Annotated in this window: 14 protein-coding genes; 5 read left to right on the forward strand and 9 right to left on the reverse strand. The window is 67.7% G+C overall.

Annotation, left to right across the window (positions count from 1 at the left end):
* The first annotated feature begins 749 nt into the window (after positions 1-749).
* Positions 750-2,246 (forward strand): hypothetical protein, encoded by a 1,497-nt coding sequence (locus tag ACQPWZ_RS36695; protein ID WP_433573946.1) that lies wholly within the window; start codon positions 750-752, stop codon positions 2,244-2,246.
* Between the two features lie 4 nt (positions 2,247-2,250).
* On the opposite strand, the gene ACQPWZ_RS36700 is transcribed toward ACQPWZ_RS36695, so the two are convergent.
* Complete coding sequence (locus ACQPWZ_RS36700; RefSeq protein WP_433573947.1) at positions 2,251-2,658, reverse strand: hypothetical protein; 408 nt, start codon at positions 2,656-2,658, stop codon at positions 2,251-2,253.
* Positions 2,659-3,127: 469 nt separating this feature from the next.
* Here ACQPWZ_RS36700 and ACQPWZ_RS36705 point away from each other — a divergent pair, with 469 nt between their 5' ends.
* Positions 3,128-4,321 carry a hypothetical protein gene (locus tag ACQPWZ_RS36705; protein ID WP_433573948.1) on the forward strand — a complete coding sequence of 398 codons (1,194 nt, stop codon included), beginning with the start codon at positions 3,128-3,130 and terminating at the stop codon, positions 4,319-4,321.
* 748 nt (positions 4,322-5,069) lie between these two features.
* Here ACQPWZ_RS36705 and ACQPWZ_RS36710 read toward each other — a convergent pair.
* The gene (locus tag ACQPWZ_RS36710; protein ID WP_433573949.1) at positions 5,070-5,873 is read right to left on the reverse strand and encodes a hypothetical protein; all 804 of its coding nucleotides are present in this window, start codon (positions 5,871-5,873) and stop codon (positions 5,070-5,072) included.
* 956 nt (positions 5,874-6,829) lie between these two features.
* Here ACQPWZ_RS36710 and ACQPWZ_RS36715 point away from each other — a divergent pair.
* Both ACQPWZ_RS36715 and ACQPWZ_RS36720 read left to right on the forward strand, forming a co-directional pair.
* Complete coding sequence (locus tag ACQPWZ_RS36715; protein ID WP_433573950.1) at positions 6,830-7,654, forward strand: hypothetical protein; 825 nt, start codon at positions 6,830-6,832, stop codon at positions 7,652-7,654.
* A 91-nt stretch (positions 7,655-7,745) separates the two neighbouring features.
* The gene (locus ACQPWZ_RS36720; RefSeq protein WP_433573980.1) at positions 7,746-8,861 is read left to right on the forward strand and encodes a helix-turn-helix domain-containing protein; all 1,116 of its coding nucleotides are present in this window, start codon (positions 7,746-7,748) and stop codon (positions 8,859-8,861) included.
* A 171-nt stretch (positions 8,862-9,032) separates the two neighbouring features.
* Here ACQPWZ_RS36720 and ACQPWZ_RS36725 read toward each other — a convergent pair whose 3' ends face one another.
* From ACQPWZ_RS36725 to ACQPWZ_RS36735, 3 genes are all read right to left on the reverse strand, one after another.
* Positions 9,033-9,686, reverse strand: coding sequence for a hypothetical protein (locus ACQPWZ_RS36725; protein ID WP_433573951.1), 654 nt, complete (start codon positions 9,684-9,686; stop codon positions 9,033-9,035).
* A 688-nt stretch (positions 9,687-10,374) separates the two neighbouring features.
* The gene (locus tag ACQPWZ_RS36730; protein WP_433573952.1) at positions 10,375-11,055 is read right to left on the reverse strand and encodes a recombinase family protein; all 681 of its coding nucleotides are present in this window, start codon (positions 11,053-11,055) and stop codon (positions 10,375-10,377) included.
* Positions 11,056-11,342: 287 nt separating this feature from the next.
* Complete coding sequence (locus ACQPWZ_RS36735; protein ID WP_433573953.1) at positions 11,343-11,582, reverse strand: hypothetical protein; 240 nt, start codon at positions 11,580-11,582, stop codon at positions 11,343-11,345.
* A gap of 445 nt (positions 11,583-12,027) precedes the next feature.
* On the opposite strand from ACQPWZ_RS36735, the gene ACQPWZ_RS36740 reads away from it, so the two are divergent.
* The gene (locus tag ACQPWZ_RS36740) at positions 12,028-14,202 is read left to right on the forward strand and encodes a WD40 repeat domain-containing protein (protein ID WP_433573981.1); all 2,175 of its coding nucleotides are present in this window, start codon (positions 12,028-12,030) and stop codon (positions 14,200-14,202) included.
* 61 nt (positions 14,203-14,263) lie between these two features.
* On the opposite strand, the gene ACQPWZ_RS36745 is transcribed toward ACQPWZ_RS36740, so the two are convergent.
* The 4 genes from ACQPWZ_RS36745 to ACQPWZ_RS36760 are packed head-to-tail and all read right to left on the reverse strand — an operon-like array spanning position 14,264 to position 16,115.
* Complete coding sequence (locus tag ACQPWZ_RS36745; RefSeq protein WP_433573954.1) at positions 14,264-14,608, reverse strand: DUF6233 domain-containing protein; 345 nt, start codon at positions 14,606-14,608, stop codon at positions 14,264-14,266.
* 20 nt (positions 14,609-14,628) lie between these two features.
* Entirely contained in the window at positions 14,629-14,841 is a 213-nt protein-coding gene (locus tag ACQPWZ_RS36750; protein ID WP_433573955.1) for a LexA family protein, read from the reverse strand.
* Entirely contained in the window at positions 14,841-15,086 is a 246-nt protein-coding gene (locus ACQPWZ_RS36755) for a hypothetical protein (protein WP_433573956.1), read from the reverse strand. The genes ACQPWZ_RS36750 and ACQPWZ_RS36755 overlap by 1 nt, the downstream gene beginning before the upstream one ends.
* A gap of 48 nt (positions 15,087-15,134) precedes the next feature.
* Positions 15,135-16,115, reverse strand: coding sequence for an RNA ligase family protein (locus tag ACQPWZ_RS36760; protein ID WP_433573957.1), 981 nt, complete (start codon positions 16,113-16,115; stop codon positions 15,135-15,137).
* Positions 16,116-16,339 lie beyond the last annotated feature (224 nt).

Consider the following 16,339-nt stretch of genomic DNA (forward strand, 5'->3'; position numbering starts at 1 on the left):
GCCGTGACGCGAGACGAGGCCCCGGAACGCGGCCCCGCATGACGAGACGTCAACTCCCCGACGCTCCGTATGCCGGGAAAAATCCACGACACGAGGCCAACGCGTAGTGAACGCGCCTGCAGTTGTGAAAAGATCGCTCCCATGACATATCGAGGTGGACCACTCCGCGGAGAGCGGCAGGCCCATCGGCGTGCGTCGTATGACCCGTCCACCGGGAAGCCTTGGCGCACCGGTGTAGTCCTGCTCCCCGATGAAGCCGTTAAGGCGATCACCGCAGCGGAGCAGTCAGGTCTCTCCTTCGCCGGCCTAGTGGGCCAGTTGGTCCAGCGCATGGAGGTCGACGAGGCAGGGCGCCCGGTGTGGGCCGACGAACTTCAGACCCAAGAGGAGCTGCCAAAGGCCGGATGACAACAACGTCCGGACGCGAAAAAGCCCCGGCCTAACCAGCCAGGGCACCATCCGTCCGGCGGGATCTCAGCTACCTCGCTCCCAAGCACCTGCTGAGTCCCAATCCCACATCTCGCACGTGAGGCGTCCCGGGTAACCAGCCCGGCGGCGCGGCTCACGCGTTCACATCACCTCAAGGAGGCTTTCTCATCGTAGCCGATGGCTGCGGTGACGGCACAGTGCGCCCTGCTTCCGGTGTGTCCGAACACCGGGAAACTTCGCATGTCCCGGCACCCAGATCGGATCCAGACGGTGTCGCCGTACTTCGCTTTCCGCAGGTCAACCTGACCACGTGGTATCGGGTGGCGGAGCTGGCGCACCGACGCGGCCTGCTGCCCGTTCGGAAGTTCCGCCTGGCCCAGTTCCTAAGCCGTCAATCTCTCGACCCGTTGACCGGTCATGTCGTCGGCCGATGGGGGACAGGGCAAGTTGATGGAGGGCTGGCGCTCGCAGGGCGGTACGCCGCGGTGCACGGCGTGGGCGAAGACCGTTTCTGGGATGACCTGAAGGGGCTCTACCGACACGGCCTCGCATACCAGGCCGTGAAGCCTGCGCCCGGCCGGCGAGCCGTCTATGCGCTCTGCCTGAGGACGGACACCATCCCCGGTGACCTGCCCCAGGACCTGATGCGTCAGCTGAAGGTCTGGGACTTCCCGGATGCCGAAGACCCCTATGAGGACGCCGACTACGGCCGTCTCGCCAGTCGTCCTGTCTCCATCGAGCCACTGGTGGTGCAGTGCGGCGAGCGCGAGGCGGAGCAGCTGGCCGCCTCTCCGCGATGGGAGCACCCCGCCCACTCGAAGGCCGCCCGGATCGCGGAGCAGATCCGCGAGGCAGCCAAAGCCCTTGGCGCGGCCGGTAGCCCGAACCTGCACTGCGCCGCCGTCGCAGCCCCAGACCGGGCCGCCGCGATGAGCGCCAGGGTGCACCGGCTGATGCTGGTGATGGGTAATGGCAAAGCGTCCCCTCTATACGCGAAGGGGTTCTCACAACTAGTTGGTTTTAGATCTACCGGTAGTAGGGACCTGAGGCCGGATCACATCGAACTACCAAAAACGACGCCTTCGGCGGCGCCTGGAAAGAGGTCCGGCCAGGCGTACGGGGAGGACTTCAGCGCCGTCGCCAGCAGGGTTCAGCGCCGCGTGTGGCACTCGTGGAGGGCCCAACTGGGCAGGTCACACGTGTTTTTGCCTTCCCCGACCCGAGCGGAGCAGAGGCGGTCACACACGGGCGATCCATGGTCCGACCTGCATCACACCATCACGATCGCACTGCGCCGCTCGACCGAGTCGGAGCTGGTCGAGCTACTGACGCAGAACCTGATCCGCTACGACCAATGGGGCCACGAGACTTTCCGTGCCGACGACCTGGGACGCCTGGCCGGGTGGCGGCTCTGGCGCCTCATCCGCGACCGCGACGCCGCCGGATTCGGCAGGCTCGACGCCCGTCGGCGCCAGGTAGCGCAGGCCAAGCACGTCAGCGCATGGGACGACATCGAGACCGCAGTTGCCCGTCGAGCACGGATCCTCAGGGGCGAGGCCAGTTCGCGGATGCTCGAGGAACGACCCCGCCGTGACGAGGCCAGCCGCCGTGATGCAGCGTTCGCCCGCGCCGAGGCTGAACGCCGAGAGAAGGCCGAACGCTGGAACCTAGGACGCTGGGAGCCGGAGAGCGACCGCGAAGGAAAGTCGCCCGAGGAGCGCCGGATGCCGCTGCCGCCAGGGACCACGAACGACGCGATCCACGCCGCCGCCGTAGCCAGGGCACGAGCAGAGAAGCGCGGCCGGCGCCACAGCTGACCCCCTACAGCGGAGGCGCCTGCCCGAACTGCCCGCGTGATGGTTCCGGCCCGTCTTCCTGCGTGAACTTGGCGAGCTTCCAGCCGTCTGCGGACCACGCCAGCGTGATGGTCATGGTGAACCAGCTGGTGGTCACCGGAGCTTTCGAGCCCTGACCCGTCACTCCGAAGAGCCCCGAGCACCAGACCGCCACGGTCGCCGTGTCGTCCTGGTGCGCCTGCACTGTCGTCCCGGCTGGCATCGTCCGGCTGACGAACGTGCTGCCCAGCGGCGGCCGTCCTGCGGCATCCAGGCCGATCCGTTCGTTGAACGCCGCGGTGTAGTCGGCATCGAGCGCCGCCTGCAGCTCGCCCCGCGCCGCCGGCGCCGCGATCGAATCCACGATCGCGTGCCGGGCGTCCGGGGTGAACATCGACTCACCCCCGAGAGTCGCCGCATACCGCGCGGCCGCCCCCGCCGCCCCCCGCTCATTGCGCACCGCCACGGCAGACGCGGCGCGGTCAGGGACCGCAGCAGGAGTCTGCTCTGCTCCTTTGCTACCGCCGCGGCCGGCCAGGGCGAGAGCGCCGAGCAAGACGACGACGATTCCGGCAGCGGCCATGAGGGCACGGCGAGGGCGAGATGACCGAGGCGGAGAAGACCTGGGCGGATGTAGCCGCCGCTCGATCCAGGTGTATCCGTCGCTCGCGTCCATCCGTTGCGCCCCTCCCGCATGATCTCTGGCAGGGCGAACGATAGCTGGACTATCTGTTTATCTGGGCAGGTGGGTGCCAGGCGCCGGTACTGCGTGCGACCCTCGTATTCCGTTCCATCGCCTGGGAGTTGATGTGTCCGCACGTACTGCGGCCCGCGCTTGTGTCTCTGCCGTTGCTGGTGCCGCCATGATGCTGATCACAGCATCGAGCGCCCTCGCCGCCCCGACGCCTTCTCCCTCGCCCACAGAAGACAAGTGCGATCTGATCAAGGGGCTGGCTCGGGAGTACTGCGAAGACGGCGAAGGGGGCGGAGGCGGGGGAGGAGGGCCCGCGCTCGATGACCCCACCGACGCGCTCGACCCCCTGCAAGCTCTGGCGGACGGATTCGCCAAGGGTGCCGCATGGACAGTGGATCAGCTGTCAGCTGCGGTCAAGGTGACCGGTGACGTCGACTTCACCAACGGCAGCTTCGTGAAGACCTACGCGATCGTGTTTGCCGCGTCCGCGTTCCTGACGATCCTTCTGTGGCTGTGGGCCATCGCTAAGCGCGCCGTACGTGGCGTGCCGCTGACCCGGGCCCTGGGCGACGCGATCGGTCTGCTGTGGCTGACCGTCGTTGCATCCGCCTTCACTCCCCTGGTGCTCTACACCGTGGTGACGGCGGTCGACAGCATCACCGATGCGCTCGCCGGCGGAGAGGCCGGAGCGAAGTTCTTCGAGGCGTTCTCTGCCGCCCTCCGCAAGGAAGACAGCGGCGAGGGCAGTGGCGGACCGATCGTCCGCATCATCCTCGCGGGGGTATCGATCCTGGCCGCCGGAGTCGTGTGGCTGGAGCTGGTGGTGCGAAGCGCCCTGCTCTATGTCGGCGCTGTGCTGGGCACCGTCGTTTACGCGGGATTGGTGGACCGGGACCTGTGGGGCCGTGTCCGTCGATGGGTCGGGATGATGGTGGCCATCATTCTGGTGAAGCCGATCATCGTCATCGTGCTGATGCTCGCCTCCGCGCTCTCCGGCGGTGAGCCGAACACCAAACCGGCGGCCGCGATCATCAGTGGACTGGCCATCATCGTGATCGCCATCTTCGCCAGCGCCATGCTGTTCCGGATGATCCCGGGCATGGGCGACGACATCGTGGCCGCCCGCCGCGACAGCTACGACCCGGCCAGCAAGCAGTCGGCAGCCCTCGTCACCCGACCCGTTGCCACGATGCGGCAGGGCATCAGCACCCATGCAGAGCGAGACTCCGTCTCCCGCCCGAGCCAGAGCCAGCCAGCGAAGCAGACGTCATCGGCGGCTGGGGGCATGAGCGCCCACGCCAGCCGGCCCACGCGCTCCGATGTACCCCGCCAGGACAACCGCGGCGACAGGGCCCGTAAATAGCGCAGTTCAGGAAGTCGGCGGGTTGCCCAAGCCGATCAGCACACCGACCACGATGAGCGCGAGCAACAGGTAGAACTTTCCCTTAAGGCTCATCCGCGCCTCCCCCTCTGTCCGTGTGGCCGCGGAGACAGGAGTCCCCGGGCGCTCTCTGTCGCTTCGTCAGAACGGTACCGCCCAGGGAGTCGCCACCCGTCCGGCGCACAGCACGGAGCCTCCGGGGCTACATCACCGGAGGCTCCGTGTTCGGGGGTGTCCAGCTCAACGACGCGGCACCGAACAGGACACGAGGTATCTTCCGGGCCCGCCCGTACGATGATCACGTGACCTCCCGCCGCAACCTTGGCCCCGGCCCTCAGGCCGCGCAGAGCATCCGCGCCTCCCAGGCTGACCTTCTCGACTCCCTGCCCGGGGTGAACCTCCCCGACCTGGAAGAGATGCGCGCTCGCGGAGTGCTCGGGATGCGTGAGGCGACGCCCCCGAGCTCACGGCGGAGCCTGGGCGCCGGCGGCCGCGTTAATGAGGAACCGCTGCCTGACTGGTAACAGTCTGGACGAAGTCCAGCGGCCCAGCTTGCGTCAACGCGCTGGAGGGCCTCCATTCTGGTCAGAACCCAGCATCAGGTACACCGGGGTCACTACTCCGGCGGCGACGAGCAGGGCGACCCCGACGTCAGGGTGCGTGTACGCGATGTATGCCGTGACGGCCCCGACTAGGAGAAGGACGAGAACCCGCAGATCGAGGGGACCGGTCACCGGGTCACCGCCGAGCTGATCGAGGGGGTCATGATGACACCTTCCGCCGCGAGCTTCCGGGCACGCTGCCGGACCTTGCTCAGGCGCCGCTCGACCGACTTCCGCGTGGTCCCGAGCTGCTTCGCGATCTCCTCCTGGGTGGCTCCGGTGGTGAGTATCGCCTTGCACACCGCCCGCTCCTCCATCGATGCCTGGGCCAGGATGGTGTCCAGAGTCTCCTGCAGAACGGTCTGTTCCTCGGGGCTGGGCACGGGGACCCGTAACCACTCCTCGCATTCGGAGTCGTACACCGAAATCGCATCAGGCCCGAGGATCTCGCGCATCCGCTGCCGGTGGCTGCCAGCCCACTGGCGGTAAGCGTCCCGGTAGAAGTACAGGGCGAGGTGCAGGAAGAAGCTGTTCAGGCTCCGTCCGCCTTCAGGCTTCCACTCTTGCAAGGAGTCGGCCAGGAAGACGGGGACGGCCCGGCCCAAGCAGTCGATGGCGATGTCCTGCCGTATATCGTCCCGGCGCATCATCTCCTCGACCTCGGTGTATGGCGCGGGGAAGTAGATCTTGCGCTCACGGCACCGCTCGATGATTGTCCCGTCCCGCATCCAGGCGCGCAGCACCTTCCACCCGTACATCCAAAGACGATCCTTGAACATGTCGAAGCGGGGGCCCTCGAACCCATCCATCTGCAGTTGCTCGTACAACACCCGGTCTGCGGCCCGCTGTGCGGCGGCCCGTTCTTCTGCGGGGAGGCGCGGCGAGGTAGCGAACGCGGGCGCGGTGAGCGCGGAGGTGGCTATGGAGGACACAGGCAAAATCCCATCTCGTACTGTGAGGTCTTAGTGCACCCCTATATGTAAGAAGGTGGGTGTCATCCCCCTCGAAGCCGAAATTAGATTTCGTAGCGCGCTACCTCGCGTCGGTGCTCCGCTCCTGAACCCCGGATCGGGCACCGATGTCCGGCGTCCGGCGTCCGCCACTGACGCACCTTCAGCACCAGCTGCTGAGGGCCCGATAGGGTCGCCTCGATGTCACAGTTATGCCGATAACCGTGACGCGGCCCCTGAGGAGCCGTGCTCGTGGTGTGGGATCCTTGGGATAGCTCTCGACCGAGACCGCTCGGCTGGTGGATCATGACCGCCGGAGAGTACGCAGCATGCCTCTTCACTGCTTCATGAGGGGCGGGGACCGACCGACAAACGCGGCGGTTCCGTAGGAGCTGACCGACAATCGCGGTCGGCTACCTGTGCTGCGGTAAGCCGCCCCGTCAGTGCGGAGATTGCTGCACTTTGATGGGGGTCGCTGTGTCGGCGCTTCTGCCGTTCCTCGCCCGAGTTCCGCTGTTGGTATGGGCTCTGCTCGCGGTCGCGCTGCTCTACCTGCTCCTGATCGTCCTGCTGTCGCTCACAGCGGTTTACGGGAAGAAGCCAGCCCGACGAAGGGCAGCGGCGGACATGGTTCGGATCCTGTGGTTCACCAGCGATAGCAGGGGTGACCAAGCCCCGGACCCCGACCCGCGTGCGTGATCGGCCGTGGGGAACATCGGTACAGCCATTCACGGTTGCGAGCATTCCGCTTAGCGATCGGACGGCCGTTGCGCCAGCCCATCTTGGATTGCACGGCGCGACGGCAGGTCGACCTGCCTGCCGCTCCTGGAACCAAGCCGCGCCCGCCGCCAGACCGATCGGGCAAACCGTGGCTATAAATTAAGTCAGGGTGCTACGTTGATGTCGATTCGGTAAGTGACTAGTTCCCTGGGGGGATCGTGGCTGGTGAAATCACGCCGTCGCAGTGGGCCGTTGAGCAGTTCGGTGATCACGCCGCGGAGGTGATACGGCATGTGGTTAAGGGTCTGGCACGTGGTCAACAAACCGCCTACGAGGTACAGGTGGCGGCCCAGAAGGCGGGGGCCGAGGACAAGCGCGCCTACGGCAGCATGTGGGCCACGCGCTACGGACAGGTCGTCAAGCAGTTCGAGCTGGCCGAACTCACCGGCTATGAGGCCCGCAAGCCCAAAGGGGCGTCGTACAGCCTGGCGGTCGTCAACGGGCGAGTGCTGATCCCCTTTCGGCATGCCGACTCGCTGAAGGAACCGATCTCCCGCGCAAAGCTGAGCACGAAGCTTCCCCACCAGGTCTCCCGCGACAACGGGGTAGGCCCTGCGCAACCTCCACCGACGCTGTTCGACAGCGATTCCGAGACCACCGAGCCGGCGGCGGACCCCTCGGTGGCCGAGGCCGCCGCGGCGGCCGAGGCGGAGCAACTGACGGTGATCTACGTCGCGTACGCTGCCAACGCCGACAGCGACAAGGTCCTGGCCGCCTGGTGGGGTACGCCGACGTCGCTGGAGGACGACGGCGCCATGGTGTGGACCCCGGAGCCGATCGACATGAGCATCGCCACCGCCGAGCAGGATTCCAGCGACTCCCGCGATGACCTGCGCGATGCGGGTATCACTGTCCCCCGCGAAAAGGGCTTCACCGGGGGAGACCTGCCTGTTCTGGGCGTCACGCACCGCTTCGAGGTCGCCAAGCGTCCGTCCGCCGAACAGGAACCAACCATTTCCGACATAGAAGACGGCGATGAGTAAGAACACCCAACCACCGCTGTTCACCGCCCCCGGCAGCCGCGGCGGCTCCGGTAAGGGCCGCGCCGACCGGGGTCAACCGTCCCCGGCTGCCGTGCACGAGCTCTTCGACCCCGCCCGGCTGGCCCAAGCCCGCAGCCTCATCGGGATGACGAAGAGGCGGCTGGCCGACGAGCTGGGGGTGACCCCTGCTGCGGTGAGCCAGTACGAGATGGGCACCAACCGGCCGCGCCCCGACCTGCTGCCGCGCCTGGCCAAGATTTTGGATGTACCGCTGACGTACTTCCTGGCGGGGCGGCCCCACGCGCGGCTGGACCCCTCGGCCGCGCACTTCCGCAGTCTGCGCGGCACCCGGGCCTACCAGCGCGCCAAAGCCGTCGCGTTCACCGAACAGGTCTGGGAGCTGACCTACGCACTCGAGAAGCGTGTCCAGCTCCCCGTGGTCGACCTCCCCGGCTTCGCCGGCGGCGAGGTGCACCCGGGCACCGATCTGCCCAGCGAACCTGCCTCCGCCGCCCGAGCCCTGCGAGTCGCGTGGGGGCTGGGCACCGGGCCTATCGCTCACCTGGTCCGGCGCCTGGAAGCGCACGGCATCGTGGTGGTCACCCCGCAGCGCGACGAGGACCTGCGCTCCGTCGACGCCTTCTCCACCTCGCGCCTCCCGCGCCCGTTGATCGTACTGACGCCCAACCGGACCGACGACGTCTACCGGCACCGCTTCAGCGCCGCCCACGAGCTGGGCCACCTGATCCTGCACGGCGACACCAATCCCGGTGACATCACCCAGGAACGCGAGGCCGACACCTTCGCAGCCGAGTTCCTCACCCCCCGCGAATCGATCCTGCCCGAACTGCCCGCACGGGCGGACCTGCACAAGCTCTCGCAGCTCCGCGACGGTTGGGGCGTCTCGGTGCACTCCCTGTTGTACCGCTGCCGAGAACTCGGCCTCCTGTCGGACTCCTCGGCCAGCCGCGCCTACCAGCGGCTGCACGGCCTGCAGGGGCAACCCGGTTTCGCTCCGGAACCCCTGGCTGGCTATCCCGGCGAACAGCCCTCGCTGCTGTCCCAGGCCTTCGCCCTCGCCTGCGACCACGGGCTGACAATTACTGAACTGGCTCACGAGTTGGCTTGGAGTGCAGCCCAGGTGCGGCGCATGTTCGGTTTTGAGGAAGACCGGCCAGCCCTCCGACTGGTCAGCAGCTCGTCCTGATGGCCAGCCGGCTCCCGCAGGGAACGGCGCCCCCAGAGCCGTCGGGACACCTGCCAGGCTCGTCGTCGGCTCCGGTTCCCCATGCTCACGGCGATGCTCCGCGGCGTACACCGCGTGGACGTGGCCAGCGCCGCCAGCCAACGCTGGCCGGCACCGTGCCAGCAGCACACCTCAATCAGCTGCCGCGCGTTTTTTTGGTACGCGCACCACGCGGCGCTGGACCGGTTTGATCACGGCCGTCTCATTGAGGCGGTCGAGATCGAGGTAGTGGACGTTGCGGACGTGGACCACCTCGAAATCGGCAGGGTTGATGGGGCGCCGCTTTGTGCGGACGAGTCCGGCCTCCGCAAGTTCTCGGAGGCCTTTGCTGCGTGTGTCCTCGCTGAGTGCGAAGCGGCGTTCTGCATCCTTGGGGCTGAACCACAGTGCCTCGTCGTTCGCCGCAGGACCGCGTTCACACAGCAGTGCGAGGAACATCGCGACGCCCGCCCCGGAGAGCACGGTGAGGTACCCGTTAATCCAGAAAGCCCGTGGGATCTGGACATAGCGGTGGAGGACGGCCCCAAATGCGCTCTCGGTCGCCTCCTTGCGGGCTGCAGCCCCAGGCGCCACGTAGGGCTTGCCGTCACCGCTCTCATCCAGGACCACGACCTGGTTGGGGCGCCCCAACTGAGACACGATCTCGATGAACTGGTTCTCCACCAGCCATGCCTGTGCGTCACTGATCCGCCGGGCGCCAGCCGTTGCCGGGTCACGAAGGTCAAGCAAGGTGGCCCAGGCCCGGTTCGTGAAGGTGAGGCCCTGGGCCGAGTCTTCCTTCTGCATCCATAGGTAGCTCAGGAACAGCTTCAGCCGAACCTGGCCTCCCCGGCCGCCCCGAAGCATCCGAGCCAGCGGAGGGGGCGGATCGTCAGGGTGGACGCGTTGGACGAAGCTGTAGCGCAACTGAGCCTTGTTCCGCCCGTAGTTGGCAGCGTTCCCCGCCGCTCGCAGTGCCTCGTTCGACGGGGAGCGCTTCGTCTGGACAGACCCACTTTTCGCTTGCACCCGGTCGCCCTTCGTAGAGTTAGTAGCCATAAGTAATTCTTAGTTACGTAGTGCCGGGTTCTAAGGTACCTGCTACCCGCTACGAAGGTACCCCCTGAACTGGGTAAGAACCTGTCACCCAGGGCACAAAGGTGGGGGGTTACCTGGTCGATAGGTGAAGAAGAGGCTGGCGCTTCTCCGGCTGATCCGTCTATCGTTGAAGCAGAGCAGCTGATGTTGAAGGCGGGACGGGAGGTATCCCTACTCCCGCCCTAGGGACTGCAGCTGACTTAGCGTCACCACGGTTCAAGTAGTCCGAAGGTTCGCCGTCCCCGCCATAGGAGGCGAATGACGGATGGCGGAGGGGAGCAGACGGGGTTGTGCCCCTCGTCCCCCTCCCCTGTGGTCCCGCCGTGTGAGGGCCCGGAGCATCGCTCCGGGCCCTCACACGTGTCCGGTGAGCCGAGGGCATCGGTCGCAGCTGCGGTCACCGGGGTCCTGGTAGGGCCGGGCCCCGGTCGCCTGGCACGAGTGCGTCACGGCCCACCCTCAGTTCGGGCACGTACTTGTACAGCGTCGTACGGGAGACACCGAGAAGCTTCGCGATCGAGGTGATCGTGTTGTCTGGCTGCGCGAGCAGGGCACGGGCGTGCCGCACCTGTTCCTCTCTCATGGCGGGCGGCCGGCCGATCCGCTCGCCCCGGGCCCGTGCCGCAGCCAGGCCCTCGTGGGTGCCCTGCACGATGAGTTCGCGGATGAACTCGGCGAGCGCGGCAAAGACGTGGAAGACGAGGCGCCCGCCGGGCGTGGTGGTGTCGAGGGACTCGTGTAGGGACTGGAAGCCGATCCCGCGCTTGCGGAGTCCGGCCACGATGGAGATCAGGTCTTGGATCGAGCGACCCAAGCGATCGAGCGAGGGCACTACGAGCGTGTCACCGGGCCGGAGATAGTCGAGGCACTTCCACAGTTCCTCGCGCTCCGCGTTCTTGCCGGACTTCTTGTCGGTGAAGACCCGCGTGCAGCCGGCCGCTGTCAGTGCCGAGATCTGCCGATCGAGCAGTTGGCCTTTCGTGGAGACCCGGCCGTACCCGACCCGGGCCCCGGACAAGTTGGTGGGGAAGGCTTCTAGCGGGCTGTCAGCGTCCGCCCACTCAGCGGTATTCGTCATGCACGGCACCGTACAGAAAAGGGCTCTGCCGCGTTTCTGGACGCCCTTAGTTGTTGAACACCCTTATTGGACACCAGAAGTCGACTCTGGCGGGGCGTGTCGATGTCCGGGCGCCATTGTCCAACAATCGATCGTTTTCTGGACGGCACGCCAATCGCGGCAGCACTGCCTTGGAGGGGTGCCGTTCGATCCCGAGGCCCGATCGACGGTGCCGTGCGGAAGGCAGCTGCCGGTTGTCCTTCGAGAACAGCCTGGGGGACAACCGGCACGGGGTGGAACGCGGCGGTTCAGTGGATGAGGGAACGCAGTACAGGAACGCTGGCTCCGGCGGCGGTCAGGCCGGCGAGGACGGCACCCGCTACAGGGACCGCTGTGAGGTAGGTGAGTCCTCCGGCGATGGCGCCAATGAACATCGCGGTCAGGAGAACGACCACGGTGTGCATCGTCATGAACGGCTGGCCGGAGTCTGAGACGGCGCTGTGGGAAGCGGACGGGTCGGGGGTCGAGTTCTGCGAGTTCGTCGTCATGCCATCTACTCGACCACCGCAAGGGCTCTGACCTGCACAAACAGAACGCACCCATGAGAGATAGATCGCGTCGAAACGGGGCCGTACAAAGGCCGAGACGGGCGGAACGTATCCGATCATTCCGAGAGTGTTCCGTCCTGTTCCTGCAAGTTCCGTACTGTTCCATACCTCTGGCTCTAGCCTGGTCGCTCGCGCAGCACGCCGGGGGACGCACATGGACTACGCCACGAACATCGGAAGCGATGGGCCGCAGCAGGACGCGGCCTATGAGCAACAGTTGGCGGAGTTCGCCGAACAGTTGCGCCAGCTCCGCCTGGAGCGCGGAAATCCAGCACTGAGGGACATCGCCAGCCGCGCGGATCAGACCCAAGGCATGCGGGCTCTGCCTTTGGGGACGCAGAGTGACATCTTCAAGGGCAAGCGGCTGCCCCGCCTGGACTTTCTCATGGCGCTGGTCCGCATCCTGCTCGCACACGACGTATACGGCCAGTTCGATGGGAAGGCGGTTCCCCCTTATGGCACACCTGTGGTGGACGCCTGGCAAAGCAGGTGGAAAAGGCTTGAGGCACAACGCTCCTCGAACGGTGCCACCACTGCTCCGCGACTCGACTCCCGTCGCCTAGCCGACAGTTCAGCTGTTGCTGCGGAAGCGGAAAGCCTGACCTCCTCCCTACCTCTCGTCTCAGGGCCGGTCCTTGAGTCCCCACCCATCGACGAGGCCCACCGGTCGGGCCTGCTGCAAGCAGACCCCTTCACTGTTACCAGTCGTTTCGTTGCGCACACCGGCACGGTCTACGCGGTGGCGTTCTCGCCCGATGGTCGTCTCCTTGCCGCCGCTGGCGAGGACGGGATGGTGCGGTTGTGGGACCCGGCGACCCGGCGGCCCGTCGGCGACCCTCTCACCGGCCCCGACGATGATGTCTGGACGTTGGTGTTCTCGCCCGACGGGCGTCTCCTCGCCGCTGATGGCGGCGAAGGAACAGTGTGGCTGTGGGACCCGGCGACCCGGCGGCCCGTCGGCGACCCCCTCACCAACCCCGACGGCACGGTCTACGCGGTGGCGTTCTCGCCCGACGGGCGTCTCCTCGCCGCCGTCGGCGAGGAGGGAACGGTGCGGTTGTGGGACCCGGCGACCCGGCGGCCTGTCGGCGACCCCCTCACCGGCCACACCGGCACGGTCTACGCGGTGGCGTTCTCGCCCGACGGGCGTCTCCTCGCCACCGCTGGCATCGACGGAACGGTGCGGTTGTGGGACGTGGCGACCCGGCGGCCCGTCGGCGACCCCCTCACCGGCCACACCGGCGCGGTTCTTGCGTTGGTGTTCTCGCCCGACGGGCGTCTCCTTGCCGCCGTCGGCCAGGACGGAACGGTGCGGTTGTGGGACCCGGCCACCCGGCGGCCCGTCGGCAACCCCCTCACCGGCCACACCGGCGCGGTCTACGCGGTGGCGTTCTCGCCCGATGGGGGCCTCCTCGCCACCGCTGGCATCGACGGAACGGTGCGGTTGTGGGACGCGGCGACCCGGCGGCCCGTCGGCGACCCCCTCACCGGCCACACCGGCGGAACCATCGGCATCGGGTTCTCGCCCGACGGGCACCTTCTCGCCACTGCTGGCAAGGACGGAGCGGTGACGCTGTACAGCGCGCGAGGGCCGCTGAATGCACTGAACGACAAGTTAGGCCTGGTTGGGACCAGAGCTCTCCTATCAGCTTTGGACCAAGGTCATGCGATCCCGCTGCCTGCGCTCCCGAACGGGGGTACCGCTGTCGCCTTTTCGGCCGATGGGCGTCTCCTGGCCACCGCCAACGACGAGGGAGTGGTGCGGCTGTGGGATCCGGTTACGCGGCAGCCTGTCGGCGACTCCCTCTCCGGCCACACCGGCACGGTTTGGGCGGTGGCGTTCTCGCCCGACGGGCGTCTCCTCGCCACCGCCGGCGACCACGGAGTGGTGCGGCTGTGGGACCCGGCTACCCGGCAGCCTGTCGGCGACCCCCTCACCGGCCACGGTCACGACGACACGATTCTTGCGGTGGCGTTCTCGCCCGACGGGCGTCTCCTCGCCGCTGATGGCAAGGACGGAAGGGTGTGGCTGTGGGATCCGGTTACGCGGCAGCCTGTCGGCGACCCCCTCTCCGGGCACACCGGCACGGTCAACGTGGTGGCGTTCTCGCCCGACGGGCATCTCCTGGCCACTGCTGGCGGTGAGGGAGTGGTGCGGTTGTGGGATCCGGTTACGCGGCAGCCTGTCGGCGACCCCCTCACCGGCCACACCGGCGCGGTTCTTGCGGTGGCGTTCTCGCCCGACGGGCACCTCCTCGCCACCGCCAACGACGAGGGAATGGTGCGGCTGTGGGACTTGGCCACCCGGCAGCCTGTCGGCGACCCCCTCACCGGCCCCGACGACGCGGTCTGGGCGATGGCGTTCTCGCCCGACGGGCACCTCCTCGCCACCGCCGGCGACCACGGAGTGGTGCGGCTGTGGGATCCGGTTACGCGGCAGCCTGTCGGCGACCCCCTCACCGGCCACACCGGCACGGCTCTTGCGGTGACGTTCTCGCCCGACGGGCGTCTCCTCGCCACCGCCGGCGAGAATTCGACAGTGCTGTGGATAGTGCCGTAGAAGCAGCGCCCAGGCCGAGCGGTGAAGTGGATCGGCGGTGGGCACTGGCGACGGCGGCTGGTTAGCCAACGATGCCGAGTTCGGTGTCGGGGCGGCACAGCACGCAAGCGCGGACGCCATCGGTGATCAAGCGTCGAGCCTCTTGGGCGGTGATCACCTGGCGGGTGCGGAGTCGGGTGTTGCAGGGGCCGGCGTGGACGTACATGGGTGTCTTGTCCTTGCCGCTGTGTTCCAGCACCCAGTCCGGCGGCGGGGGTGGCGGCCGGCGGGCGGCGAGCGCGGCTTGGCGCGCCTCGGCGTCTTTGATCCACCGGTCGGTCGTCGCGAGTTGCTGGACCTGGACGCGGCGCAGGAAGTAGAGCAGCTCCAGCGGTGAGGGCGGCGGGGGAGGGAGTGGTTCGGACACGCTGGTGCTCCTGAGCGAGGTCAGGTTCCGAGGCGGACCGAGCGCCAGCTGCTGGTGCTTCGACTGATCAGCCCGCCCTCTTCGAGCCGTCCGAGCTGGTAGGCCACGGACGAGGTGGACGACAGTCCGACCAGCTGCCCGATCTGCCGGATGCTCGGGCCCTCGCCGGTCTCGGCGATCCGCGCGCGGATGCAGCCGAGGATCCGCTCCTGCCGTGCGCTCAGGTGATCCATCACGGCGATGTCTCCTCTCCGTGCTCACGGTCGCGGGCGACCTGGTGCAGTTCCACCCGGGCGGCCGGCGACCGGCCCGCCGCCGTCGACCAGAACGGATGACAGACCAGGCGCGCGGAGAGCCGCAGCAGTCGGCGGCGCAGCACCGTGGTGCTCCGCTGCCGCGGGGCGGCGAGCGCCGCATACGTGCGGTCCCAGTCCTTCTGGGCCTGCACCAGGTCGTCGGGAAACACGGTTCGCGCCATACCTGAATTACAACACGTGTTCGATTTGCGGGGCGAGCGGCACGCGGATCAGTCGAGGGTGGAGATGTCCTCCGGAGTGAGGTCGGTGCGCGTCCGCTGCGCTCGCACGGAATGGCGCCAGCGGCCGGAGTCGACGGCGGTGTCCCCGAGGAACTCGACGACAAGCTCCGGAGCGACGCAGGTGAAGGACAAGGGCTCGCGGCTGCCCCAGGTGACGGTCAGCCGCATCCCCCACCAGGGATGTCCCGGGCCAGCAGGCGTGAGGAGGGGGCCGATCTCGTCCCGCAGTGCGAGCGGCAGTGGCGCGCTGCGGGCGACGAGCCGCAGCCGGCCGCCGCGGGTGTAGCGGCCGAGGAGAAGCGCGTTCGGGCGAGTGACCGGTCCGGTGACCGCACCCACGACCGCCTCCGCGGTGTCCCGGGAGCGGATCTTGAACCATCCACGCCGCCCCGCCAGGTACGGCTGCTGGGCGCCCTTCGCCACCACGCCTTCCACCCCGAGACCGCCCCACTCCGTCAGCCACTGCTCCGCCAAGGCCCGGTCCTCCGTCGTGGGCGTCAGCTGCCACGGCGCATGCAGATCGTGGCCCTGGAACAGGGACTCCAACGCGGCCCGGCGTTCGACGTAGGGCCAGGTGAGCATGTCGACCCCCGCATGCTCCAGCAGGTCGAAGGCGATGAAGTGCGCCGGCTGCTCAACGGCCAGCCGAGCAGTGGTCGCTGGGCGCCGGTTCAGTCGGTGCTGCAGCGCGGAGAAGTCGAGGCGCCCGCAGGTGTGGATGACGACCTCGCCGTCCAGGACGACGTCCTCACCCAGGGCCGCGGCCGCGTCCGCGATCTCGGGGAACGCGCCGGTGAGATCCCGCAGGTTCCGGGACTGCAAGAAGACATCGCCCCCATGGGCGAAGACCAGTAGCCGATAGCCGTCGTACTTGGGCTCGAACACCATGCCGCCGGGCACGGCACCGGGCGCGGGCAACCGGGCGAGGGCCTGCGCGGCCATCGGCACCACCGGGGGATCAATCCTCACTTTCCCGGCATACACCGCACGCCCCGCACAGCAGGAGCGGACGCGCGGACCGAACTGCTAGTCCGGCGGTGTGACCTTCTTCCAGCCGGTCACCGAACCCGTGCCGCTCGATGGCTCTGGTCGCGCAACTGAAGCGCGATGGCACTCGAAGCGTCACTTCGTGAATGGCGAGCGGAGACACGACGTCCGTGCCCCATCGTCTCGAAAGACGTCGATGTTCCCCG

Source organism: Streptomyces sp. CA-251247, assembly GCF_050952975.1.
Taxonomy (GTDB): Bacteria; Actinomycetota; Actinomycetes; order Streptomycetales; family Streptomycetaceae; genus Streptomyces; species Streptomyces achmelvichensis.